Source organism: Vibrio sp. 10N.247.311.47, assembly GCF_041467535.1.
Taxonomy (GTDB): Bacteria; Pseudomonadota; Gammaproteobacteria; order Enterobacterales; family Vibrionaceae; genus Vibrio; species Vibrio crassostreae_C.
In genome coordinates this window covers 46,753-67,612 of sequence record NZ_JBFSUR010000020.1, presented here as the reverse complement: position 1 = coordinate 67,612, position 20,860 = coordinate 46,753, and the positions used below count along the sequence as shown (strand labels likewise).

General features: G+C 43.6%; 28 protein-coding genes and 3 pseudogenes. 27 read left to right on the top strand and 4 right to left on the bottom strand.

What is annotated here, in order from left to right; all coding sequences use genetic code 11:
• The first annotated feature begins 234 nt into the window (after nt 1-234).
• Complete coding sequence (locus AB6E51_RS14325) at nt 235-369, top strand: DUF2256 domain-containing protein (RefSeq protein WP_372058400.1); 135 nt, start codon at nt 235-237, stop codon at nt 367-369.
• 160 nt (nt 370-529) lie between these two features.
• Complete coding sequence (locus tag AB6E51_RS14320; RefSeq protein ID WP_372058399.1) at nt 530-1,414, top strand: PA4780 family RIO1-like protein kinase; 885 nt, start codon at nt 530-532, stop codon at nt 1,412-1,414.
• A gap of 147 nt (nt 1,415-1,561) precedes the next feature.
• Here AB6E51_RS14320 and AB6E51_RS14315 read toward each other — a convergent pair whose 3' ends face one another.
• The 3 genes from AB6E51_RS14315 to AB6E51_RS14305 form a co-directional block, all read right to left on the bottom strand.
• On the bottom strand, nt 1,562-2,302 hold the full coding sequence (locus AB6E51_RS14315) for an SDR family oxidoreductase (RefSeq protein WP_372058398.1): 741 nt from the start codon (nt 2,300-2,302) through the stop codon (nt 1,562-1,564).
• Nucleotides 2,302-3,873 (bottom strand): cryptochrome/photolyase family protein, encoded by a 1,572-nt coding sequence (locus tag AB6E51_RS14310; RefSeq protein ID WP_102321009.1) that lies wholly within the window; start codon nt 3,871-3,873, stop codon nt 2,302-2,304. The genes AB6E51_RS14315 and AB6E51_RS14310 overlap by 1 nt, the downstream gene beginning before the upstream one ends.
• Before the next feature lie 293 nt (nt 3,874-4,166).
• A complete protein-coding gene (locus AB6E51_RS14305; protein ID WP_017063967.1) occupies nt 4,167-4,589 on the bottom strand; it encodes a universal stress protein in 423 nt (140 codons plus the stop codon).
• A gap of 235 nt (nt 4,590-4,824) precedes the next feature.
• Here AB6E51_RS14305 and AB6E51_RS14300 point away from each other — a divergent pair, with 235 nt between their 5' ends.
• From AB6E51_RS14300 to AB6E51_RS14245, 12 genes and pseudogenes are all read left to right on the top strand, one after another.
• Nucleotides 4,825-5,955: a PcfJ domain-containing protein gene (locus AB6E51_RS14300; protein ID WP_017059201.1), complete on the top strand. Its 1,131-nt coding sequence runs from the start codon at nt 4,825-4,827 to the stop codon at nt 5,953-5,955.
• A gap of 23 nt (nt 5,956-5,978) precedes the next feature.
• Nucleotides 5,979-6,113, top strand: coding sequence for a hypothetical protein (locus AB6E51_RS14295; protein ID WP_017070712.1), 135 nt, complete (start codon nt 5,979-5,981; stop codon nt 6,111-6,113).
• Nucleotides 6,114-6,179: 66 nt separating this feature from the next.
• Nucleotides 6,180-6,614 (top strand): GNAT family N-acetyltransferase, encoded by a 435-nt coding sequence (locus tag AB6E51_RS14290; protein ID WP_017059203.1) that lies wholly within the window; start codon nt 6,180-6,182, stop codon nt 6,612-6,614.
• A 242-nt stretch (nt 6,615-6,856) separates the two neighbouring features.
• Nucleotides 6,857-7,111 carry a DUF3297 family protein gene (locus AB6E51_RS14285; RefSeq protein ID WP_017059204.1) on the top strand — a complete coding sequence of 85 codons (255 nt, stop codon included), beginning with the start codon at nt 6,857-6,859 and terminating at the stop codon, nt 7,109-7,111.
• Between the two features lie 541 nt (nt 7,112-7,652).
• Nucleotides 7,653-9,026: a glycerol-3-phosphate transporter gene (gene glpT, locus AB6E51_RS14280; protein ID WP_029235560.1), complete on the top strand. Its 1,374-nt coding sequence runs from the start codon at nt 7,653-7,655 to the stop codon at nt 9,024-9,026.
• Between the two features lie 77 nt (nt 9,027-9,103).
• The gene (glpQ, locus tag AB6E51_RS14275; protein WP_372058397.1) at nt 9,104-10,159 is read left to right on the top strand and encodes a glycerophosphodiester phosphodiesterase; all 1,056 of its coding nucleotides are present in this window, start codon (nt 9,104-9,106) and stop codon (nt 10,157-10,159) included.
• A 262-nt stretch (nt 10,160-10,421) separates the two neighbouring features.
• The gene (locus AB6E51_RS14270; RefSeq protein WP_372058395.1) at nt 10,422-10,889 is read left to right on the top strand and encodes an ASCH domain-containing protein; all 468 of its coding nucleotides are present in this window, start codon (nt 10,422-10,424) and stop codon (nt 10,887-10,889) included.
• Between the two features lie 72 nt (nt 10,890-10,961).
• A pseudogene (locus AB6E51_RS14265) lies at nt 10,962-11,096 on the top strand (D-2-hydroxyacid dehydrogenase family protein); the annotation flags it as partial.
• 39 nt (nt 11,097-11,135) lie between these two features.
• A complete protein-coding gene (locus AB6E51_RS14260) occupies nt 11,136-11,636 on the top strand; it encodes a GNAT family N-acetyltransferase (protein WP_017080565.1) in 501 nt (166 codons plus the stop codon).
• A 43-nt stretch (nt 11,637-11,679) separates the two neighbouring features.
• Complete coding sequence (locus AB6E51_RS14255; RefSeq protein WP_372058394.1) at nt 11,680-12,174, top strand: HAD family hydrolase; 495 nt, start codon at nt 11,680-11,682, stop codon at nt 12,172-12,174.
• A 121-nt stretch (nt 12,175-12,295) separates the two neighbouring features.
• A complete protein-coding gene (locus AB6E51_RS14250; RefSeq protein WP_102454181.1) occupies nt 12,296-12,676 on the top strand; it encodes an STAS/SEC14 domain-containing protein in 381 nt (126 codons plus the stop codon).
• Nucleotides 12,677-12,924: 248 nt separating this feature from the next.
• Nucleotides 12,925-13,215: pseudogene (locus AB6E51_RS14245) on the top strand (NUDIX hydrolase); the annotation flags it as partial.
• Nucleotides 13,216-13,268: 53 nt separating this feature from the next.
• Here AB6E51_RS14245 and AB6E51_RS14240 read toward each other — a convergent pair.
• Nucleotides 13,269-13,670 carry a YkgJ family cysteine cluster protein gene (locus tag AB6E51_RS14240; RefSeq protein WP_017065706.1) on the bottom strand — a complete coding sequence of 134 codons (402 nt, stop codon included), beginning with the start codon at nt 13,668-13,670 and terminating at the stop codon, nt 13,269-13,271.
• Nucleotides 13,671-13,878: 208 nt separating this feature from the next.
• On the opposite strand from AB6E51_RS14240, the gene AB6E51_RS14235 reads away from it, so the two are divergent.
• From AB6E51_RS14235 to AB6E51_RS14175, 13 genes and pseudogenes are all read left to right on the top strand, one after another.
• Complete coding sequence (locus AB6E51_RS14235; protein ID WP_017059212.1) at nt 13,879-14,040, top strand: hypothetical protein; 162 nt, start codon at nt 13,879-13,881, stop codon at nt 14,038-14,040.
• The gene (locus tag AB6E51_RS14230; RefSeq protein ID WP_229647298.1) at nt 14,040-14,738 is read left to right on the top strand and encodes a pseudouridine synthase; all 699 of its coding nucleotides are present in this window, start codon (nt 14,040-14,042) and stop codon (nt 14,736-14,738) included. The genes AB6E51_RS14235 and AB6E51_RS14230 overlap by 1 nt, the downstream gene beginning before the upstream one ends.
• 65 nt (nt 14,739-14,803) lie before the next feature.
• Nucleotides 14,804-15,178, top strand: coding sequence for a VOC family protein (locus AB6E51_RS14225; protein ID WP_017083580.1), 375 nt, complete (start codon nt 14,804-14,806; stop codon nt 15,176-15,178).
• A 96-nt stretch (nt 15,179-15,274) separates the two neighbouring features.
• A complete protein-coding gene (locus AB6E51_RS14220; protein ID WP_061024768.1) occupies nt 15,275-15,883 on the top strand; it encodes a sugar O-acetyltransferase in 609 nt (202 codons plus the stop codon).
• Between the two features lie 160 nt (nt 15,884-16,043).
• The gene (locus tag AB6E51_RS14215) at nt 16,044-16,382 is read left to right on the top strand and encodes a hypothetical protein (protein ID WP_108111852.1); all 339 of its coding nucleotides are present in this window, start codon (nt 16,044-16,046) and stop codon (nt 16,380-16,382) included.
• A gap of 432 nt (nt 16,383-16,814) precedes the next feature.
• Entirely contained in the window at nt 16,815-17,228 is a 414-nt protein-coding gene (locus AB6E51_RS14210; protein ID WP_372058393.1) for a GFA family protein, read from the top strand.
• A 2-nt stretch (nt 17,229-17,230) separates the two neighbouring features.
• A complete protein-coding gene (locus AB6E51_RS14205) occupies nt 17,231-17,863 on the top strand; it encodes an RraA family protein (protein WP_372058391.1) in 633 nt (210 codons plus the stop codon).
• 30 nt (nt 17,864-17,893) lie between these two features.
• Nucleotides 17,894-18,043, top strand: a pseudogene (locus tag AB6E51_RS14200) (GNAT family N-acetyltransferase); the annotation flags it as partial.
• An 18-nt stretch (nt 18,044-18,061) separates the two neighbouring features.
• Nucleotides 18,062-18,619 carry a nucleotidyltransferase family protein gene (locus AB6E51_RS14195; RefSeq protein ID WP_102333296.1) on the top strand — a complete coding sequence of 186 codons (558 nt, stop codon included), beginning with the start codon at nt 18,062-18,064 and terminating at the stop codon, nt 18,617-18,619.
• Nucleotides 18,620-18,758: 139 nt separating this feature from the next.
• Nucleotides 18,759-19,175 carry an NUDIX hydrolase gene (locus AB6E51_RS14190; protein ID WP_102333297.1) on the top strand — a complete coding sequence of 139 codons (417 nt, stop codon included), beginning with the start codon at nt 18,759-18,761 and terminating at the stop codon, nt 19,173-19,175.
• Nucleotides 19,176-19,200: 25 nt separating this feature from the next.
• Nucleotides 19,201-19,638 carry an NUDIX pyrophosphatase gene (locus AB6E51_RS14185; RefSeq protein WP_102333298.1) on the top strand — a complete coding sequence of 146 codons (438 nt, stop codon included), beginning with the start codon at nt 19,201-19,203 and terminating at the stop codon, nt 19,636-19,638.
• An 87-nt stretch (nt 19,639-19,725) separates the two neighbouring features.
• Nucleotides 19,726-20,133, top strand: coding sequence for a VOC family protein (locus AB6E51_RS14180; RefSeq protein WP_102333299.1), 408 nt, complete (start codon nt 19,726-19,728; stop codon nt 20,131-20,133).
• 168 nt (nt 20,134-20,301) lie between these two features.
• Nucleotides 20,302-20,772: a GNAT family N-acetyltransferase gene (locus AB6E51_RS14175; RefSeq protein ID WP_102462992.1), complete on the top strand. Its 471-nt coding sequence runs from the start codon at nt 20,302-20,304 to the stop codon at nt 20,770-20,772.
• The last annotated feature ends 88 nt before the right edge of the window (nt 20,773-20,860 follow it).

Here is a 20,860-nt window from a genome sequence, read left to right as displayed (position 1 = left end):
GAGTCGGGAGTAGTCACAAATCACTACGCAGTCACTCCTTAAAGTCAGGAACGAACGTCATAGAGAACTAGGCTTTGTTCGTATTGCCTTCGTCATTCTCTAAAGCGAGGTACGAACGTAATAGGGAATCTAGATTTGTTCGCATTACCTTCGTCATTCCCTAAAGCGAGGTACGAGCGTAATAGGGAATCTCTAGTAAACGCAGGAAGTGGATGCTTCAAGAAGGGAACGGCCATGCACAAGAAACCCCATTTACCGACTAAGATATGTCCTGTTTGCCAAAAGCCTTTCGCATGGCGTAAAAAATGGCAGCGCTGTTGGGATGACGTGCTCTACTGTTCTGAACGTTGTCGTCGTAATAAGTCTTAGTCCCATAATCTGAATAGATCAGGTCAATACTCATGATCTAAACCCGTTAACTCCAATATTTCCTTCCTTTGTCGTAATTTTGATGATCCTTTAATCGTTTCGTCATTCATTTCTCAAGTTAATATTTCTATCTGTAAGATAAGTGATGTATAAAGGCGGCATGAAGATACCTAAAAGAATACAGCCTTTAGTTGACGACGGTTTAGTCGACGAGGTGACAAGCCAACTCATGAGTGGCAAAGAAGCATCGGTGTACACTGTGCGCTGCGGCGATACGATCCGTTGTGCCAAGGTATATAAGGAAATAAGCCAACGCAGCTTCAAAAAAGCGACCGCGTATCGTGAAGGCCGAAAAGTCCGAAATAGCCGCCGCGCTCGAGCGATGGAAAAAGGCTCTGGCTTTGGTCGTGAACAACAAGAAAAGGTTTGGCAAAGTGCTGAAGTGGATGCCTTATATAAACTGGCAGAAGCGGGTGTTCGTGTGCCTGTCCCTTATGGTTGCTTTGATGGCGTACTGCTTATGGAGCTGGTCACTGACGATGAGGGTTACGTTGCACCACGTTTGAACGATGTGGTGATGTCAGCAGAGCAAGCGATCGAAGACCACGCCGTGATGATGACTTACGTAGTTAAAATGCTGTGTGTTGGTTTGATCCATGGTGACTTGTCTGAGTTCAACGTATTGGTGGATGAGTACGGTCCAGTAATTATCGACCTACCACAAGCGGTTGACGCTTCGGCTAACAACAACGCTGAGTGGATGCTGGCTCGTGACATCAATAACATCCGTGACTATTACGCTCAGTTTGCTCCTGAACTGGCAAAAACCGAGTATGCCAAGGAAATGTGGGCGCTGTACGAGAAAGGCGACTTGAAGCCAGACAGCAAACTGACGGGTGAGTTTACGGAAACCGACGACTTGGCTGATATCGAAGCCATCATGCAAGAGATAGACGCTGCGCGAATTGAAGAACAACATCGACGCGAGCGAGCTAAAGAAGAGAAAGAAGGTGTTGACGATACTAAGTTCAATTGGGCTGAATAATCGTGATGATCAGTTTTGATCTTTAGCTAGATATCAACCAAACGCCTTTTAAAACAGAGGCGTTCTTTCTAAATAAAAACCCAATGGAGCTTCAACTCTGTTGGGTTTTCTTTTTTAGCACTAATGAAAGACGGACACTCGTATCAACTACCAATTTAACTGTTCACCATCGTAAGCGTAGAAGTGCCCACTGTTATCCGGTGTGGCAGTGCGAATAATATCGACCAACTGATGGGCGACATAGCTTGACTCAAACAACTTACCTTCAGGGACATTGGTCTGAAAAGGCTTCGACAGAGCTGTGTCTGTCGTGCCCGGGTGCAGAGCCAACACGGTGCCTTTCTTAATGGTGCGTTGCCATTCGATCGACATGGTTTTGATGAACATATTTAGGGCTGCTTTCGATGAGCGGTAGCTATACCAACCGCCTAATCTGTTGTCTGCAATACTGCCAACCTTTGCGGATACCACAGCAAACTTTGGATTGTCGCTCGCTTTAAGTATCGGCGTGAAGTGTTTTGCTAATAACAAGCTGGGCAGGGTATTCACAGAGATGTTTTTGAGGAAAAAATCAGGGTCGATGGACGACAAGTTTTTCTCCGGTCCAAGATCTGGAGTGTGGAGCATACCCACGCAGTTGATCAACCAATCAAGTTGTTCAAACTCAGAACTCAAACGCTTGATATCAGCTTCATTGGTCGCGTCGACTTTGTGCCAGGTCAAGCGATTGTTTTCTAGTTCCGGCTGTTGAGAGTGGTAAGTCGCGTCTACATGCACATCAAGAAAATCAAACCGAGAGAGCTCAGATAATAGGTGTTTAACCACAGCGAAACCAATACCGCCGCTCCCACCGACCACCAATATGTGTAATCTGAGTTGCTCCACCATTATAAGTTCTCCAAGTTTGTGATTCGTTGTTCAGCAGTATCGAGAATCGCTTGTTGTGATTGCTCATCCATGTTGTCCCAAGAGCGATATAACATGCCCATACGTGGGTTGCGGTTTAACGCATCGCGGTGCTGGTCCATAAAGCGCCAATACAAGCTATTGAAAGGGCAAGATTGCTCGCCGCTGCGTTCTTTTATCTTGTAGTGACAGCCTTTGCAGTAGTCACTCATGCGGTTGATATAGGAACCGCTGGCAGAGTATGGTTTGGTTCCTACGATCCCGCCATCCGCAAACAGTGCCATACCTCGCGTATTTGGCATTTCAACCCACTCAATCGCGTCGACGTAAATACCGAGGTACCAACTATCGACTTGGTCAGGGTCTATACCCGTGATTAAACAGAAGTTGCCAGTGATCATTAACCTTTGGATGTGGTGCGCGTAAGCAAACTCAAGAGACTGGTCAATCGCATGCTTCATGCAGTTCATCTTGGTTTGTCCGTCCCAAAAGTAATGGGGCAGGTTATTATGTGCTGAGTAATGGTTTTTGTTGGCGTAAGCAGGCATGTTTGCCCAATAGACGGCGCGTATGTACTCTCGCCACCCCAGTATTTGGCGTACAAATCCTTCGACCTGTGCAATATCGATGCTTGGCTTATCTGGTGAGCTGTCTCGAAGACAGGATGCTTGGTAGGCCGACAGTGCTGCATCAATCACTTCTTTAGGGCTCAGCAGTTTACTGTTCAGCGAGAACGATATACGGCTATGATACAAGCTCCATTTAGAGTCGTGCTCTGTCGTCATCGCATCTTGAAACTGCCCAAATAACGGCAAGCAGACTTGGCAGAAATGAGCGAGTAGAGACAAGCTTTGTGCGCGGTTCACCGGCCATAGTAACTGGTTACCGACTTGACCAATGGTTTGTACTTGGTGACGTTCGATACGTTGCAAAATGTCGGTTATATCATTGGTAAACATCAGCGGCTGAGGTAGGTTTTCGATGTCTTGTTTCTTGAGCTTATTTCGATTGTTCGCGTCGTAATTCCATTTTCCGCCAACGGGCTTTCCGTCTTCTAGCAAAATGTCGAAACGTTTTCTCATTCGGCGATAGAAGTGTTCCATCATGATGTGTTTGTCTTTTGGAAACTGTTGTTCTATCTCCTCGAATGGAAAGAGGAAGTGTTCTGTATCACAACAACCTTTGGTCGCATTGGTCAGCTTGAGCTTGTTCATCTGCTCTAAGAGGCGATATTCATCTGGCCTTTGATATTCGAATTTCTCTGCGCCGAATTCGTGTACATAGTGCTTTAAAAGTGTGTCTAGGTTTTCAAATTGCGTTGTGTCGTCAAGAGTAAGGTGGAGTACTTGATGACCTTGTTCTTTGAGTTCGTTAGCGAAGTAACCCATCGCACAGAAAAACGCGGCCACTTTTTGAACGTGAGAGGCAACATAATCTGTTTCTTGTTTTAGCTCAGCAATGATGTAAATAACGTCATCGTTAACCTGTCTAAACCATGAATGCTCAATGTTGAGTTGGTCACCTAATACAAGTCGTACCGTTTTAAATTTCATAATGCGTCCTGGTTTGTGAGGCTTGTTGTGACTGCGTTACCGCCTGTCCATTGATTGATGAAGGCATGGTCTGGGTCGTACATTTCAGTACGTTGATTCAAATCGAAATGACGTGATTTGTTAATTATTAGACGCTTACGAGTTGATAGGCTGACAAGATCACAAATGACTACTCTAAGTGGGAAATAGGAGATTTCGATCAGGATGAGTGTGTTGAAGAGGATATCAAGCCAACCAATAATACCGATAGAGGTTGGCAATGCCGGTTATTTTTGAGTGTCGAACTGGAGCTTCTATTCCATTGGAACAACGAGAATATCGATAGGGGAAGTATCGATGATCTGTTTAGAATGGGAGATGAGCTTATGCCAAAAATCATGGTGATGGCCGCATAGCAATAGGTCAACGCCGTTGGCTTCGATGGCATTTTTGAGCTTATCGTTCAAATCACCCGTTCCCACGAAAATGTGCTTGATTGGGTGCTTGGCGTAGGCTTCAAACTCTTTCAAATGCTTAACGGCATCTTCATTGATGGGTAAATCACCGTCATTTCCCTGAATATCAACGAGCTCTGGATAAATTTCTCCATGCGTACCATCGATATAAACAAATGAAATGCCAGCCTCCAGTTTATCAGCGAAGAAGGTCGCTCTATCAATGAGAATCTTGGTGTCGTCAGACAGTTCAAGTGCGACCAGAATATGTCGGTAATCCATAATTAAAGCCTCTTGTTGTGAGTTATGTAACAAGCATAGTTTCTGTTGACGCAAATGATATCGAAGAGATCTCATATTCCGTAAAATCATCATTCAATGTTCTTCTAAGCACTATCGTATTTATATCGCTTTGATTGGTAAGAAATTTACAAAAGGTTGATATAGTGGTTGAAGCGCTAGCTTATGCTGTTAGATAGGCTTGATAGTTCAATGCGCCAATAACGAAGAGGCATCAATGACAGCACTACTAACCATTCCCACTCGAACATTAGGTTTCGACTACGATATTGAGATCCGAGACTGGTCTCAAAAGCTCGTCGGCTTTCATGTGTTTGAAGATGGTAGACGACCGCTTGATGGAGGCATTGGGCTGAGCCTCAACCTTGTTGAACAGTTTGACGTGAATGGTCGTTGGCTAAATTCATTACCTGCGCGTTATCGTGAAATCACCGACGACTTTCCAGAATACCAATACCAGATGTTGTGGCTTGCTGCGAATACTTATGAAGCCGCGCAATTGCTTGAATTAAGGCCTGTTATTTTGGCTTTGATCTGCATGAAATACAGTGTCGACAACAAGAAAGCACTGGCACTAAGTCGCTTAGGGCAGAAGAAGATCCTTACCAAGTTGGGCTTAGACGGCAGCAAGGCGACACTCAAATTCATCGACAAGCTAGAGCTTCATTACAATGTTGGTGATGAACTCGACCACATTGTTCGCATTCTCGAGCCACTGCAAAGACGAGTTCTTAAGTTTAAGCATTACTCAAAAGTTGGATACACAGCCCTGCGTTTGGACCAAGTTCATCCATTTCTAACTGGTAGCAGGCTAGGGATTGCAATGGTGGAAGAGGGCAGACTTAACGCACCATCGAAGATGGCGATGTTCCAAGATGCGATATTGCTAGGGCAAGATTTGGAGATGGATGACCCACTGCGCGCGATTACCAGTCAGAACTCTTTTGCGATGTTTGAACAACTCCATGACCGCTGGACGGAGCAACGCCAATTACGTCGTTTGGAGGGTAACTGCCCAATGGATAAAGACATCCCTTATCCCGTTCCTTTACTTGGCAATGACAACATTCATCCGCTCACGGATTATTACGACCTTGAACACGAAGGCATCGAGCAGAAGCACTGTATTGGCGTGTATCACAACCGAATCATGAGCGATCGTTATGTGGTGTTCCGCATGCTCAAGCCTCAGCGTTTAACCATAGGTTTACGCCGCGTCCCGAGCAAAGCATTTCCTTTTGAAATAGACCAAATCTGCGGAAAACGAAATGCACCTCCGTCGGAATCCGCTCGCCAAGTGATTCACGACTGGCTAGAAGCGAGTAAGCAAAAATATCCTAAGCAATAGCCATTAAGTAGAAGGAATACAGGATGTTTCAACAAGGCGATCTTTGCCCTCATTGTGGTTTGATTATTGTGATGCCTACGGATCTACAAGGTGAATGCCTAGGATGCAGCGAAGAAATTAATCAAGACCCAGCAGACGATTACGACGAAGAAGAGTAGCTTTACCTACACTTAGATTAAACAAGGCTAGGATAGCCGAATTACTCTCTTTAAAAGGACGGAAAAATGCAGAAAGTAATCTTTAGAAATTGCGATGAAAACTCACCTTATTGGCATGAGTTAGAGGGCTTATTTCAAAGTGAATGGTCTGATTTCAAGTTTAAAGATACATATAAAGAAAACGTACAACTCCCTCCAGTAATAACAGTACTTCGCGATAATGTGGTCATTGGTGGCTTGGCGTATTCCTATTTTCAAGAACCTCACCAAGTTCGTGATGTAGTGTGGATCAACGCTGTGTTTGTCGACCCTCAATGGCGCGGTCAAGGCATTGCCAGTGAACTGATTAATCGTGGTGTCAGACAGGTTTCTTCTGCAGTGCAAACTCAACTCTACGCGTACACCAATATCATGGGTCTCTACCAAGGGCTAGGTTGGTCAATCGTAAATATCGAATCAGAACCGAACCATAAAGTGATGAGTATTGAGCTTAATCGATAAGCTCGGAATAAAAGCCTGATATTAGTTTATCTGCCGTTCGAGTAATGAATTTCTCCCTTTCATCCATAATGCATAAACCTGTTAAATTTTCGTTGAAACTCATGCCGATATCGCCTTTAAATCAAACAACTAGCTGTTGATTAAAACGATCAAGACGATTTATTGCAGCAGTTGTTGAGCACAAAGCCTATATTGACTAGAATGACGCACTTTTTTTATTTACGTACATACAGGTAATGAACATGAGCGATACTAATTCAAGACCAGCTTTACCAGATCATCTTGCAGGTAACCCACGCAGCCCACACCACGTTGCTGAGTGTTTCGAATACCCAATTGGCATTCGTCTAAATGGTAAAGAGCGTACTGATGTTGAAGAATACTGCATCAGCGAAGGTTGGGTTAAGATCCCTTCTCCAAAAGCGCTAGATCGTTTTGGTCAGCCAATGCTTATTACTCTAAAAGGCACAGTAGAAGCTTTTTACATCGACGCATAATCATGTCGTGTGGCTAGCTAATACATCGACGCATAGTCACGTCGTGTGGCTAGCTAATACTTCGAGTAATTAGCTAATGTTTGCTTAATTAGCCAACATCAAGCCACCAAGCGTTATTACCTAAAAGGGTCTAGAGAAATCTAGACCCTTTTTGTTTGCATTGATTTTAGCGAACTTCTTTAACCAATAGCCCAAACCACCTTCATAACTCCACAGATTCAACCAAAATTGTTGTTATTCACTATGCATTCGCAGTAATAACAAAGTTGTTGTTGGTTGATTTATGTTCGCTCGCTCTTTTTGGATTTATTCGTACTCGAAAGTTCTGATGTTTAATTAAACAGATACAAACAAAAATATGAAGCGCAGTCTAATTAAATGAAACTAATATGCTGTATTTAAAGTTATTTTTTGTTAATAACTACCTCTATCACAGAAATTAATCCTGAAGCACATACAATTCCCTTGATTTCGAATGAGCGCTAAATTTTTTCGTTCGAGCATTTAAATTCTTCCTTCGCCCAATAATTATGAGGTTCCTATGTTTGGAATATTCAAACCTATGGCGCATATCGATCGCTTGTCATCAGATAAGATCGATAGCACCTACACACGACTACGATGGCAACTGTTTCTTGGCATCTTCGTTGGCTATGCGGGGTACTACTTAGTCCGTAAAAACTTTAGTTTGGCGATGCCTTATCTCATTGAACAAGGTTTTAGCCGTGGAGAACTAGGGGTTGCATTAGCGGCGGTATCTATCGCTTACGGCTTATCTAAGTTCTTAATGGGCAGTGTTTCTGACCGTTCTAATCCTCGATACTTCCTCAGTGGTGGCTTGTTAATGTCGGCACTGGTGATGTTCTGCTTCGGCTTTATGCCATGGGCTACAGGCAGCATTACTGCGATGTTTATCCTGCTATTCTTAAATGGTTGGTTCCAAGGTATGGGTTGGCCAGCTTGTGGGCGAACCATGGTTCACTGGTGGTCACGTAAAGAACGTGGTGAGATAGTGTCAGTATGGAACGTTGCTCACAACGTGGGTGGCGGTTTGATTGGCCCAATGTTCTTGTTGGGGCTGTGGGCTTTTAACGACGATTGGCGAACCGCTTTTTATGTTCCTGCATTTTTTGCCACTCTCGTTGCTGTCTTTGTTTGGTTTACTGTAAGAGATACACCTCAATCTTGCGGCTTACCACCGATTGAAGAACATAAAGACGATTACCCAGACGACTACGATACGTCTCATGAGAAAGAAATGACGGCGAAAGAGATCTTCTTTAAGTACGTTTTCTCTAACAAACTGTTGTGGTCAATCGCGATTGCTAACGCGTTTGTTTACCTTATCCGTTATGGCGTACTCGACTGGGCTCCGGTTTACTTAAAAGAAGCAAAAGACTTCTCTGTCGATAAATCATCTTGGGCTTACTTCCTGTATGAGTGGGCAGGTATCCCTGGCACCTTATTGTGTGGTTGGATTTCAGATAAGCTATTCAAAGGTCGACGAGCACCTGCAGGTATCTTGTTCATGGTTCTAGTGACAGTCGCTGTGTTGGTATATTGGCTGAACCCTGCGGGTAACCCAACGGTTGATATGTTGGCACTGGTTGCGATTGGTTTCCTTATCTATGGTCCTGTAATGCTGATCGGTTTGTATGCACTGGAACTTGCACCTAAGAAAGCTGCAGGTACAGCGGCTGGTCTAACAGGTTTGTTTGGTTACTTAGGTGGCGCGGTTGCTGCGAACGCAATACTCGGCTTTATGGTTGACCATTACGGTTGGGATGGCGGCTTCATTATTTTGGTCGGCGCTTGTGTAGCTTCAATCATCTGTCTGCTGTACGCCTTCTTAGGTGAGCGTGCGCACCATAAACAAAAAGATCTCGAACGAGAGAAAGAAGCGTTAGCTCAGTAGTGTATTTACTGAATCACATCTATAAATAACAACAGAGGCAGGTATATCCTGCTTCTGTTTTATCAAGGGAAACAATAATGAAAACAACGTCACTGTCTCTGACCTTATTAGCACTAAGCTTATCTGCAAATGCATTAGCAGATCCTTTAGTGATTGCGCATCGCGGTGCTTCTGGTTATTTACCTGAACACACATTACCCGCTAAAGCGCTCGCTTATGCAATGAAACCCGACTACATCGAACAAGATGTCGTGATGACCAAAGACGACCAATTGGTGGTTTTGCATGATCATTATCTAGACCGAGTCACCGATGTCGCGGATCGCTTTCCAACACGTGCTCGTTCAGATGGCCGTTACTACGCGATTGATTTTACGCTCGCTGAGATCAAATCATTAAAGGTGACCGAAGGCTTTAAGTTAGATGAACAAGGCAACAGAGTGGCAGGGTACCCAACGCGCTTCCCAATGTGGCAGTCTGATTTCCGTGTCGCTACCTTTGCAGAAGAAATCGAGCTGATCCAAGGCCTAAATAAGACCTTAGGTTATGACGTGGGCATCTATCCTGAAATTAAAGCACCTTGGTTCCATCGTCACGAAGGCAAAGATATCTCAAAAGCTGTGCTTGCAACCTTGCATCAATATGGTTACCTATCAAAAGACGACAAAGTGTATTTGCAGTGTTTTGACGCCAATGAACTTCAACGCATTAACGATGAGCTCATGCCAGCGATGGAAATGGATCTTAAGCTCGTTCAGTTGATGGCTTATACAGATTGGAATGAAACCATGACGTACCAAGGTGACAAAGCAACGCCGTACAGTTATGACTGGATGTTTGAAGCTGGTGGCATGGATAAAGTGGCGACTTATGCGGAAGGAATAGGCCCTTGGAAGCCAATGTTGGTGGACGATGCATCGACCAAAGATAACATCATTATTAAACCGTTAATGAAGTCAGCAAAAGACGCGGGCTTAAACGTTCACCCATACACGTTCCGTGCTGACCCGGGAAGAATCCCAGCTTATGCTGACAACTTTGATGGCATGTTGGATGTCTTCTACAACCAAGTCAAAGTTGATGGTGTGTTTACCGACTTCCCAGACAAAGCGGTCGACTTCTTGAACCGTTAATACCCCGTCAGTTACGAGCTATTAGTAACGAGACACTAAGAGCCAAAAGCACCGACTAAAGGTGCTTTTGGCTCTTCTTTCACTTTTTGGATCTCCTTGTACTGGCCTCGAAATCCTACCTATATTCTTCTTTCTCAGCCCACATTTTGATATTCACTCGGTTTACAGCTATAACCTGACTTGATAGGTTACTCCCACTGCAGCCAGATGCTTAATCTATAAGTGTTTATCGGCTCAACCTGATATTGAATTTGGAAAGATCATGGAAGAAAGAAGCAAAGCTTATCTTGATAGCTACCTCAACACATTACCAGCAGACGTTGCTTCGCAATACACCTCTTTTAGTGCCGACTATTACTGTGCTGATGAATACAACGCCAACCTCTGCGCCCAGTTAATTCTCAAGGGTGAAAAACAAGCGTCTTGCAGCCTTGAATATTGGTACAGCCATGAAGGCGAGACGAGACCAGTAGTTGGTCACTTGCAAGTCGTCACTGACTGGGATGGCAAGCCAGTTTGCATTGTAGAGATCACTTCAGTCTCACAGTGCAAATATAACGAAGTGACGGCGGAGTTTGCTGCTGCCGAAGGCGAGGGTGACAAAACACTCGAATGGTGGAAAGAAGCTCACTGGAACTTCTTCTCTCGTGAATGTGAAGAGCTTAAGATCTCACCAAGTGAAGACATGCTACTTATGTTGGAGCGTTTCAAAGTGGTTTATCAACAGTGAAGCCCCAGTGAGTGCCGTGTTGAATCTCGAGGCTCGGCACTTTAAGTGTCTTTGACTAAAGCAAGATAACTAGACACCGAACCGCTATTGTCCTTACCAAACGTCACTGCGACTCCACATTTGGGCTATGTTGAACAAAATAGCTACGAACTCTACTTCGACATCGCTTTCGACAACATTCTGTCCTATCAAAGAGGTGGCTTGTAGCGATAGAATCTGCCCAAAGCAATAAAAAGGTAGAGAAGTATGAGCTTAACAATCAGAGAAGTCGCGGTAGAAGATGCACAAGGCATTATTGATGTATTAAATCCAATCATTATCGAAGCGCGTTATACGATCTTGGATCAGACTTTTACTGTTGATGAAGAAAAGGCATTCATTGAGTCGTTCCCTGAGCGCGGTGTGTTCAGCGTTGCAGTCAACGAAACGACCAACCAGTTACTTGGTTTTCAGAATGTCGAACCATTTGCTACTTACACTAAGGCCTTTGACCACGTTGGTATTATTGGCACTTATGTTGATGCAAATAGCCGTGGGCAGGGCGTTGCCAAGCAGTTGTTTGATTACACATTCAAATCAGCCAAAACCAAAGGTTATGAAAAGCTGTTCGCCTATGTCAGAGCAGATAACGAACGCGCGTTAGCGGTATACCTTAAGCAAGGTTTTGAAATCGTCGGAACGGCTAAGAAACACGGTAAGATTGGCGACCAGTACTTTGACGAGATCCTGATCGAGAAGTTTTTATAGGCTCGCTTAAACATTAGATAATTCATCGTATGCAGGAGGCAAGATGACAAAGCTAATCGAATTAACAGAAATAGTCTTATTCGACTGGGGCAATACGCTGATGGTCGATTTCCCAGACGCACAAGGGAAGATGTGTGACTGGGAAACCGTACAAGAAGTGAGTGGTGCTCGTGCATTACTGGCGGAGTTGTCGAAAACTCATCTAGTTTATGTTGCTACCAATGCTGGTGATTCCAGTAAAGACGACATCATTCGAGCCTTTGAGCGTGTTGGCCTGTCTCAATATATCTTGGGTTACTTTTGTAAGGCGAGCATTGGCTTTTCTAAGTTCGAGTCGGGGTTCTATCCTGCCATTATTTCTAAGCTCGGTGTTTCACCACAAGAGATCACCATGGTAGGCGACACTCTAGAGAAAGACATTTACCCAGCACTTGAAGCGGGTTTGCAAGCGGTGTGGTTGAACACGGAAGGTGCTGAGCTTAAGTCACAGCATCCAGGTATCGTACAAGTTCAATCCCTAAGCGAACTGTTGGAGTAGCGCGATTAACTCTCTGATATTAAGTTCAGATAAAGCGCTTGTCCGTTTTGACGTAAACCTCTCATCTCTTTGCTGTCTAATCCTCTAAGCTAAGTCTAGTTTCCACTATGAGGGCTAGGCTATGAATATCGAACGTCACGGAATATCGGTTGGAATTGAACGTGTTAGCGGTGAAACCATTGTTGTGTTCAAAGCGAAAGGCAAACTCACACACGATGACTATCAAGCAATGATGCCAATTCTAAATACCACGTTAGAAGAACTCGATTCATCGAAACTCAAGATGCTGGTCGACATCTCCACCTTAACGGGTTGGGAGTTACGTGCTGCTTGGGATGATTTCAAACTGGGATTAGAGCTCAATTCGAAGATAGACAAAATCGCGATTTATGGTGACAAAAGCTGGCAAGAATTCGCTTCAAAAGTAGGGAGCTGGTTTGTGTCTGGTGAGATCAAGTCATTCGAAGACCACGATTCTGCGCTTAAGTGGTTGGTCGATTGATAATATTCGCGAACAGCTAACGAACAATCAGTAAACATCGCCAATGACAGTTGACGAGCATTGTCTCGAACGCTGTCATTTTTCGTTTTGGTTATGATATTTCCCATTCGATTCAATAGAGTATATTCATTCCAGCGTGTAACATACCCAGGCTTTGTTTGGTCGTGAGTAGCAGTGTGGCCAGATTCAGTAATAACGAGAACTAAAACAGACATGAGGTCTAACGACATGCATAAGGTAATTGATAAGCTGGCGAAAGTGATGAGCAAGCACTGGTTCGCGAAATCAAAGAAGAGATCTCGGTAGATTTAGTGCCTGATTCAATCAAATACGTTGAGACCTTTACAGGTCAAGCTGATGGCAAAGCGGAAGGCGTATCGGTGAAATTGACTTGTTATCTTGCCGATTATACTGGAGAACTGTCTCCAGATGCTGAAATCGAAGAGCTTAAGTTTGTTGATGGCAACGATAGAGCGGTATGCTCATTGGCGGCACTGGTTGCGCTTGATTGGTTAGAAGCGAACCAATATTTGGCTTAAGGTTTTATCTGATATTAGCTCATGCTGAAGATTGCTCTTCAAAAGATCATCGCTTACGAATAGCTTGAAGGGCGGCTGTCTTTCATCAACAGGTCGAGTTTCCTTTGAGCTTTCTTCGTGTCTTGTAAATCCACCACCTCAATCATTTCACACTCATCTCGTACCATCTCATTAATTAGGCTTGGGTAGTGTCGGCAATCTTCTGGTCGGTCTAAGTAAATGCTACATGTGTACTTGGCTTGAGCCTTGGTGTCTTTCGTCGGAACCAGCTCCAGAAAAGGGCAGCGAGTTAAACGTTCGCCAGATTCAGGGTCGAACCAGATCTCGCTTCCTCGAACATATTCAAAGATGTCTGGGTTGAACAACTCCCACAAATCGATCTCTTCTTGAGTCGCGGCAAGGTCGCCATCTCCGTATTTGATACAGCATTTTCCGCATTGATTACAATCTTTCATTATCGACTTCATAAGTTGGTGAGCTTTTATCATTTTACCACTGATAGGCGTGGCACGTTGATTTTGTTGTTCATGGTTAAGCCGTTACGGGCGGGAACTTGGAATAGCGGTACTTAAAATCAATTTATCTATGAACCGCCACTCCAATCAAAGCTGTAAACAGTGATACAATTTGCGCCTCTCACGTTATTCAAACAAAGGCATCAAGATGAGAACCGTATACACCACCGAAGGCAACATTAACGCAAAGAAACAAAAAGAGGCTTACCCAAAGCTCGCTTTATGTGACAAGTGCGTTGGTGACTATGTGGTTATCGAGCAAGGTGAACGAACTTACAAGCCTTGTGCTAAATGTGGTGCCGACGATTAATGCGCCTTGATAAATACCTATGTAAAAGCACTGACCTAACCAAGCCTGAAGCGATTGAACGCATCCATAATGGCGAGGTGAACGTAAACAGTGAAACAGTCACCGATGAATCGACTCAGGTTCATGAAACCAACGCCATCTTGTTTAATGGCATGCCGCTTAAATTGCGTGAATTTCGATACCTCTTAATGCACAAGCCTGCGGGTACTATCTGTTCTAATGTCGATGAAGTTTATCCTTCACTGTTCAACTACATCGAGATAGACAAAGCATCAGAACTGCACATCGCAGGGCGCTTAGATGCCGACACAACAGGCTTAGTCTTGATTACCGATGATGGGCGATGGTCATTCAACATCACTCTGCCAACCAAGTCATGTAAGAAGGTATATCGCGTGACATTGTCACGAGATATCAAAGATGATGTCGCTGACAAGTTCAAAGCGGGCATTCAATTGCAGGGCGAACAAAAACTGACGCGTCCGGCAGAACTCGAAGTGATTACCAGTAAAGAAGTGCTGTTGACCATTACAGAAGGTAAGTTTCATCAAGTAAAACGAATGTTTGCTGCGGTAGGGAATCGAGTTGTTGGACTACACCGTGAGCAGATTGGTGATGTTCGTTTAGATGTTGAAGCAGGTCAGTGGCGTTATCTAACTAAAGCCGAAGTCGACTCATTTCAGCAAGACTCTGAATAAACGCTGTAACCACTTAAAGCGTTAAGCGTGTCAGGACCAGAATATCAGCACTATAAGGATCTAGGATGGAAAACCTCAAAGTCTCAGAAATTAAGTCTTTCGTGCCCGCGAAAGACTTCGATTTATCTAAGCGTTTTTACCAGTCAATCGGCTTCGAAGTGATGTCTGAATTTCACGATATCGCCTATCTACGACACGGCAGTTGTGCGTTCCTTCTGCAAAATTTTTATGAACCTGCGCACTGTCACAATTACATGATGCACTTGCTGGTTGAAGACGTGAAAAGTTGGTATCAACACATTCAAAACTCTAATGTAGTGTCGGAATTTGAAGTCAACGTTTCCGAGGTTGTTGAACAGCCTTGGGGAATGCTTGAGTTTTGTATCACTGACCCAAGTGGTGTGCTGTGGCGTGTGGCTGAAAACATCAGGCCGCGTTAATTCATCCAACTTGCATTAAGGCCAGTGAAAACTTCAAATTATCCATCTGTTTCTTTATTTATGCCGACATAAGGCAATGATCAAATAGGTTCAAACATGGATATAAAGGCTAAAATGCACAGCCAAGACGTTTACTACTGTGACGACGTTGATTTGGTTGCTGAGCAAACTCAATGCTTAGAAGTGCTATACGATTTCAACCATACTCGCCCGAGCGAAGGTGATAAACGACAACAAATCATGAAGCAGTTGTTCGCCGAAGTCGGTGAGGGCTGCTACATTGAACCACCATTACATGCGAACTGGGGGCGTCACACGCACCTAGGCAACAACGTATACGTGAACTTTAATCTGACTCTGGTCGACGACACAGACGTATTCATCGGCGACAACGTGATGATAGCGCCTAACGTGACCATTGCCACTGGCACACATCCCATCAGCCCAGAACTCAGGCTAAAAGCAGCGCAGTTCAATGTTCCCGTTCGTATTGGTAACAACGTATGGCTTGGCGCGCACACAGTCGTACTTCCCGGTGTCACCATTGGTGAAAACTCAGTAATAGGCGCAGGCAGCATCGTCACCAAAGACATCCCAGCCAATGTCGTCGCAGTTGGCAACCCATGCAAAGTGATACGCGAAATCAACGAGAGCGACCGAGAGTATTACCACAAAGATCGCCGCATTCCAGATGAACTAAAGTAGGCGGTTTTTCACACGCCTGAAATTAGCTGTGACATAAGTCATTGCTATGCAATGGCTTGGTTGTATATTACTTATCTATCTTAGAAACTAGACAAAATTATTCTGGAGTTAAGTGCAGAATTTTTCTGTCTGATAGCTGTTATATGTACAGGGAGTTTCAATGAAGGGTTTTCTCAAAGGGATTTTATCTTATCTTGTTGTGATCTCGGTAGCTCTGCTAATTTCTCGCAATTTTTTTGATTACCTATCCACAATAGACTTGGTTGACTACATTGCATATAGCGGGGTTTTACTTGTTGTATTGGCAGGCATTACATTTGATGGTAACAATCTAGCTAATCAAGACTTTTTGTCGTTAATGATTCATCGTGAACTTGTGTCCCGAACCAATGACTTTCAAGACGAAACTAATAAAGTAAGTTTTGCAGTTAATGTCGGATTGATAGGAATATTTTTACTTATTGCTAGTGGCGTAATGGCTTGGCATATTAGTAAGTAAAACATATAACAAGGTGCCTAAATCTGAATCGTAAACGCGTGCCGAACTCGCTTCGCTCAGACATGACACACCCACTCACAGCGTAGCTAAGCGTTATGCCTCGTATTTCTTCCAGAGTTAAAGCAACTACCATATCTAGTCTTAATAGTATGTTTAGGTGCACGGTGCCTTTCTTAACTATTTGGTAGAGTGACATTTCAATGAGCATGGAGGTTTTGTAATGGGAACTGTAATCGGTTTGGTGATTCTAGCTGCTATAGATTGGTATCTTGTTCGTAAAACAGGGCTTCATATTCATAAATGGATCTCTACAAAATATGCCGCGTATCTGTCGGAGAAGGGAAACAAAAAATAGCCTTTCTTATTAAGTCATCGGTATAAAAAGTGTTATCTGCTATTCATTTTACACACATTGCAAAGATTGGAGGATTCATGAAAGGTAAAGGAAAGTGCCTATGTGGCTCGGTTGAGTTGGAAGTAGAGTACGCCAGTAATGAATTGGGGGCTTGTCATTGTAGTATGTGTAGAAATTGGTCTGGCGGGCCGATGTTAGTCATTGATTGTGCTGATTCCGTCAAAATATCAGGTGAATCAAATGTAGTGAGATATAAGTCATCCGATTGGGCTGAGAGAGGGTTCTGCGGTAAATGTGGTACTCACTTGTTTTACTTTTTAGTGCCAAATAATCAGTATCATCTTCCTGTCGGTTTATTGATGTCTGGGGGTGACTACAAATTAACTCATCAGATTTTTATCGATGAAAAGCCCGAATACTACGAATTTAAAAATGAAACACAAAATATGACTGGCGCAGAAATATTTGCCCACTTTGAAAGTGGAGAGTAAATATGAAGACAGATTTTTCTAAATTAGCGACAACTGAGTACGGAAATATACTAAGTAACAATCACTTTATTGACTTTAGTATTGGTCCTCTTTGGCAGGGAATGCCGCGAATTTGTGGAGAAGCGTTTACTGTCCAGTTAACGTCTGGTGATAATTTAATGCTTCATTCAGCCATATACGAAGCACCAAAAGGTTCCATCATTGTAGTAGATGGCGTTGATAGCGAATATGCTGTAGCCGGCGGTAATGTATGCGCAGTCGCGAAGAGTCGAGGTATCAAAGGCTTTATTATTGATGGTGTCATTCGAGATTTGACTGAAATTTCAGATATGAAGTTTCCAGTTTTTGCGAAAGGTGTTCATCCAGTTCCGGGAAAGAAAGAGGTCTATTCTGAATTGGGCGCTCCAATCACTTGCGGCGGAGCAAAGGTCTCTACGGGAGATATCATTGTTGCCGATGTAGAGGGTATTGTCGTTATTCCTAAACCCAGAAAAGACGAAGTGTTTTTAATGGCTTCACAGAAAGCGAGTAAAGAGGCGTCATTAACACTCGCTGAGTGGGAAATAAACCACAGGGCCAAAATAGCTCAAGCAATAACGTCTGCGAAACAAAAACCTGAGAGCACTGTAAGCTGATTCGCAATGCGCGGCATTCTTGTCTGTTAACAAGCGAAGTCATCATCCGCCTCTCACATCTCATGGACGGCAAGTCCGCACAATAAGAAAGCGCATGATTTCTACAAAAGGTTGGGTGCAAAGGTTGAGCGAATGGATGGTCAAAGACCTTATTTCCGTTGGGCAATGTACGATTCGTGATTAGATAAAAAGGGAATGATGAATAAACAAAAACTCAAGAACCTCATTCAACAAGTTCCTGAGCTAATCGAAACAGCCAACGTATGTCGTGAGGTGGGTTTGCCAAACTTCTATATTGCAGGCGGCGCCATCACTCAAATAATCTGGAATGATATCGAAAACAAACCGCTTCTAGACCAAGTTAAAGACTTAGATATTGTCTATTTCAATAATGCATCAGCCCTCACTGAGGACGAATTCAAAAACCGCATTCGTTCGCGGTTAAGTCATCGTGTCGACGTGGATGTAAAGAACCAAGCGACCATCCATGAGCGTTACGCTAAGAAGTTCGGTTGCTTGATTCAACCATACGATCGTGTTGAACAAGGTATCAAGTCTTGGCTTTCTGCGCTTGCTATCGGGTTTACTCTGGATGATTCAGGCGATATCAAGTTGTTTGCACCATACGGTGTAGAGGACGCGTTTGATATGCTGATTAAACCGAATAAGCGAGCAATGACAGAAGCGAACTACAACAAAATGACCGCTGGTTATAAGGCTAGATGGCAGCAAGTAAAAGTGTTTCCTTGGGTGTGATCGACAGAGCTTTACGAGATCATTCTCAACATTTGGTATTTAACTCGGCTTGGCGCTAGTGGTAAGTTTGAGCGTAATCTCGGCATTGTTAGTCACTTAGCTGTTCGTTTGTCTTTTGGTAAGAATTAAGGAGTTTTAAGTGAGTCAGGAAGTAAGAGTAGGTATCGCTGCGGTTATTCTACGTGAAGGGCGAGTGTTACTTGGAGAGCGAATTGGTTCTCACGGAGCTCATACGTGGGCAACGCCGGGCGGACACCTTGAATGGGGTGAGAGCATTGAAGAGTGTGCCAAACGCGAAACACTCGAAGAGACTGGCCTCGTTGTTAGTGGATTTGAAAAGCTCTCTTTTACCAATGATATTTTTGAGAAAGAGAACAAGCACTATATAACGCTGTTTGTTGTAGCTTCTGACGCTAGCGGCAAACCACAGGTGACAGAGCCTGATAAATGTAAGCAATGGAAATGGTTTAAGCTAGATGAGTTACCTGAGCCATTGTTTCTTCCTCTGACGAATCTGTTGAGCGACCCGGTCATCCTTGGGAAGTTAGCGCCGTAAACGTGAACGATTGGAGGGCATATCAATGAGAGCACCTTTTCAAGTTTTAGTCTTTCCCTATCAAATAGTCGACACCAAACCTCGGTTTTTAATCGTACGCAGAAGTGACAATAGTGTATGGCAGGCAATATCCGGTGGTGGCGAAAATGATGAATCAATTCTTGAAGCAGCAAAACGAGAGCTTTCTGAAGAAACTCAGTTAGTCGGTGATAACTGGCAGCAGCTTGATTCAATGTGCATGCTTCCAAAAGTCTTTTATGCAGGGAATTACAATTGGACTGAGCATCCATTCGTCATTCCTGAGCATTCCTTCTCAGTTAAAGTCACAGAAGATCCTGAACTATCAAGTGAACACACAGATTACCGTTGGTGCGACTACCAAGAAGCTATTGAACTTCTAACATATGACTCAAACAGAAACGCGCTTTGGGAGATTAACGAAAGGCTTTATAAAGCTAGCTAAAGTACACAGATTAATTAACTCTATATTAGAGTGGAAATCCTGATTAGATTCTTACTAATCTCTCGCTATTTAGTGAATAGGTAAATCATGACATTACGAGTAGTTCCAGAGCTTTATTGTTTCGATATTAATGTGAGCAAATCCTTCTTTGTCGATGTGTTGGGGTTTGAAGTGAAATACGAGCGCTCAGATGAAGAGTTTGTTTATCTAACGCTTGACGGTGTTGATGTGATGCTTGAAGGGATTGCGGGCAAAAGTCGAAAATGGCTTTCAGGTGATCTGGAGTTTCCGTTAGGGCGTGGTGTTAACTTCCAATGGGATGTTATCGATATCGAACCACTTTATCAGAGAGTTAACGAAAGCGCCGCTGATTCTATTTACTTAGCGTTAGAGTCAAAGTCTTATCAATGTGGGGATTCGATCGCGACTCAGAAGCAGTTCATCGTTCAAACTCCTGACGGTTATCTCTTTAGGCTCTGCCAAGATATTCATTAAGTCATGACCTTTTGGTTGGATACCAAATGCTGGTCTTTGCTCTAAATTATTGGATGGACTAAACGTATTAACTGAGTACTAAGGTTGCATTTCCCAAACTACGGTTCTCGAGACACTAGCGATGAGCTTTAGTCGGTTTTTCACGCGTGTTATACAGAAGGAACAACAATGATAACTATCGAAAGGCTTGAAGAATCACATGTGGCGTTAGTTCAGGCCATCCAACTCGCCCACGAACAGGTCAAGTTCGCTGGCACAGCTGCAGAGTTTTTATTAGACGGCAGTGAAACGACGCACTTGCACGTGATTAAGTCTGATAACGAAGTTGTGGGTTTCTTTAAGCTGGATATAGCTTACGCAGAGCACTACGAATTCTGCCCAGAAGGAAGCATTGGCTTAAGAGCTTTTGTGCTTGATAAAAACCAGCAAGGTAAAGGTTTAGGAACTGGCACGGTCAAAGCTTTGTTTCCATATTTAAAAGCGAATTACTCAGCGTATGAGTCGATTTACTTAACTGTGAATTACAAAAATCCGGCAGCATTCAACTGTTATAAGAAAGGCGGCTTCGAAGATACCATTGAGCAGTATTTAGGTGGCGCAGCAGGCCCGCAATTTATCATGCGCGGTCAAATTGCTTAGTAATATGAAACCGACTAATTATTTGATGAGAAACACCTGCACAGCTGTATGCAGATTGAGAGTCTTAAAGAACACGAGAAGGAAATTT

What these genes read in the sequence shown, in the direction of transcription:
- AB6E51_RS14175 (WP_102462992.1), top strand. Translation starts at nt 20,302, where the DNA reads ATGATAACTATCGAAAGGCTTGAAGAATCACATGTGGCGTTAGTTCAG.
- AB6E51_RS14180 (WP_102333299.1), top strand. Translation starts at nt 19,726, where the DNA reads ATGACATTACGAGTAGTTCCAGAGCTTTATTGTTTCGATATTAATGTG.
- AB6E51_RS14310 (WP_102321009.1), bottom strand. Translation starts at nt 3,873, where the DNA reads ATGAAATTTAAAACGGTACGACTTGTATTAGGTGACCAACTCAACATT.
- glpT (WP_029235560.1), top strand. Translation starts at nt 7,653, where the DNA reads ATGTTTGGAATATTCAAACCTATGGCGCATATCGATCGCTTGTCATCA.
- AB6E51_RS14235 (WP_017059212.1), top strand. Translation starts at nt 13,879, where the DNA reads ATGAGAACCGTATACACCACCGAAGGCAACATTAACGCAAAGAAACAA.
- AB6E51_RS14185 (WP_102333298.1), top strand. Translation starts at nt 19,201, where the DNA reads ATGAGAGCACCTTTTCAAGTTTTAGTCTTTCCCTATCAAATAGTCGAC.
- AB6E51_RS14325 (WP_372058400.1), top strand. Translation starts at nt 235, where the DNA reads ATGCACAAGAAACCCCATTTACCGACTAAGATATGTCCTGTTTGCCAA.
- AB6E51_RS14205 (WP_372058391.1), top strand. Translation starts at nt 17,231, where the DNA reads ATGAAGACAGATTTTTCTAAATTAGCGACAACTGAGTACGGAAATATA.
- AB6E51_RS14320 (WP_372058399.1), top strand. Translation starts at nt 530, where the DNA reads ATGAAGATACCTAAAAGAATACAGCCTTTAGTTGACGACGGTTTAGTC.
- AB6E51_RS14210 (WP_372058393.1), top strand. Translation starts at nt 16,815, where the DNA reads ATGAAAGGTAAAGGAAAGTGCCTATGTGGCTCGGTTGAGTTGGAAGTA.
- glpQ (WP_372058397.1), top strand. Translation starts at nt 9,104, where the DNA reads ATGAAAACAACGTCACTGTCTCTGACCTTATTAGCACTAAGCTTATCT.
- AB6E51_RS14315 (WP_372058398.1), bottom strand. Translation starts at nt 2,302, where the DNA reads ATGGTGGAGCAACTCAGATTACACATATTGGTGGTCGGTGGGAGCGGC.
- AB6E51_RS14250 (WP_102454181.1), top strand. Translation starts at nt 12,296, where the DNA reads ATGAATATCGAACGTCACGGAATATCGGTTGGAATTGAACGTGTTAGC.
- AB6E51_RS14270 (WP_372058395.1), top strand. Translation starts at nt 10,422, where the DNA reads ATGGAAGAAAGAAGCAAAGCTTATCTTGATAGCTACCTCAACACATTA.
- AB6E51_RS14195 (WP_102333296.1), top strand. Translation starts at nt 18,062, where the DNA reads ATGAATAAACAAAAACTCAAGAACCTCATTCAACAAGTTCCTGAGCTA.
- AB6E51_RS14300 (WP_017059201.1), top strand. Translation starts at nt 4,825, where the DNA reads ATGACAGCACTACTAACCATTCCCACTCGAACATTAGGTTTCGACTAC.
- AB6E51_RS14230 (WP_229647298.1), top strand. Translation starts at nt 14,040, where the DNA reads ATGCGCCTTGATAAATACCTATGTAAAAGCACTGACCTAACCAAGCCT.
- AB6E51_RS14295 (WP_017070712.1), top strand. Translation starts at nt 5,979, where the DNA reads ATGTTTCAACAAGGCGATCTTTGCCCTCATTGTGGTTTGATTATTGTG.
- AB6E51_RS14220 (WP_061024768.1), top strand. Translation starts at nt 15,275, where the DNA reads ATGGATATAAAGGCTAAAATGCACAGCCAAGACGTTTACTACTGTGAC.
- AB6E51_RS14255 (WP_372058394.1), top strand. Translation starts at nt 11,680, where the DNA reads ATGACAAAGCTAATCGAATTAACAGAAATAGTCTTATTCGACTGGGGC.
- AB6E51_RS14225 (WP_017083580.1), top strand. Translation starts at nt 14,804, where the DNA reads ATGGAAAACCTCAAAGTCTCAGAAATTAAGTCTTTCGTGCCCGCGAAA.
- AB6E51_RS14290 (WP_017059203.1), top strand. Translation starts at nt 6,180, where the DNA reads ATGCAGAAAGTAATCTTTAGAAATTGCGATGAAAACTCACCTTATTGG.
- AB6E51_RS14215 (WP_108111852.1), top strand. Translation starts at nt 16,044, where the DNA reads ATGAAGGGTTTTCTCAAAGGGATTTTATCTTATCTTGTTGTGATCTCG.
- AB6E51_RS14240 (WP_017065706.1), bottom strand. Translation starts at nt 13,670, where the DNA reads ATGAAAGATTGTAATCAATGCGGAAAATGCTGTATCAAATACGGAGAT.
- AB6E51_RS14285 (WP_017059204.1), top strand. Translation starts at nt 6,857, where the DNA reads ATGAGCGATACTAATTCAAGACCAGCTTTACCAGATCATCTTGCAGGT.
- AB6E51_RS14305 (WP_017063967.1), bottom strand. Translation starts at nt 4,589, where the DNA reads ATGGATTACCGACATATTCTGGTCGCACTTGAACTGTCTGACGACACC.
- AB6E51_RS14260 (WP_017080565.1), top strand. Translation starts at nt 11,136, where the DNA reads ATGAGCTTAACAATCAGAGAAGTCGCGGTAGAAGATGCACAAGGCATT.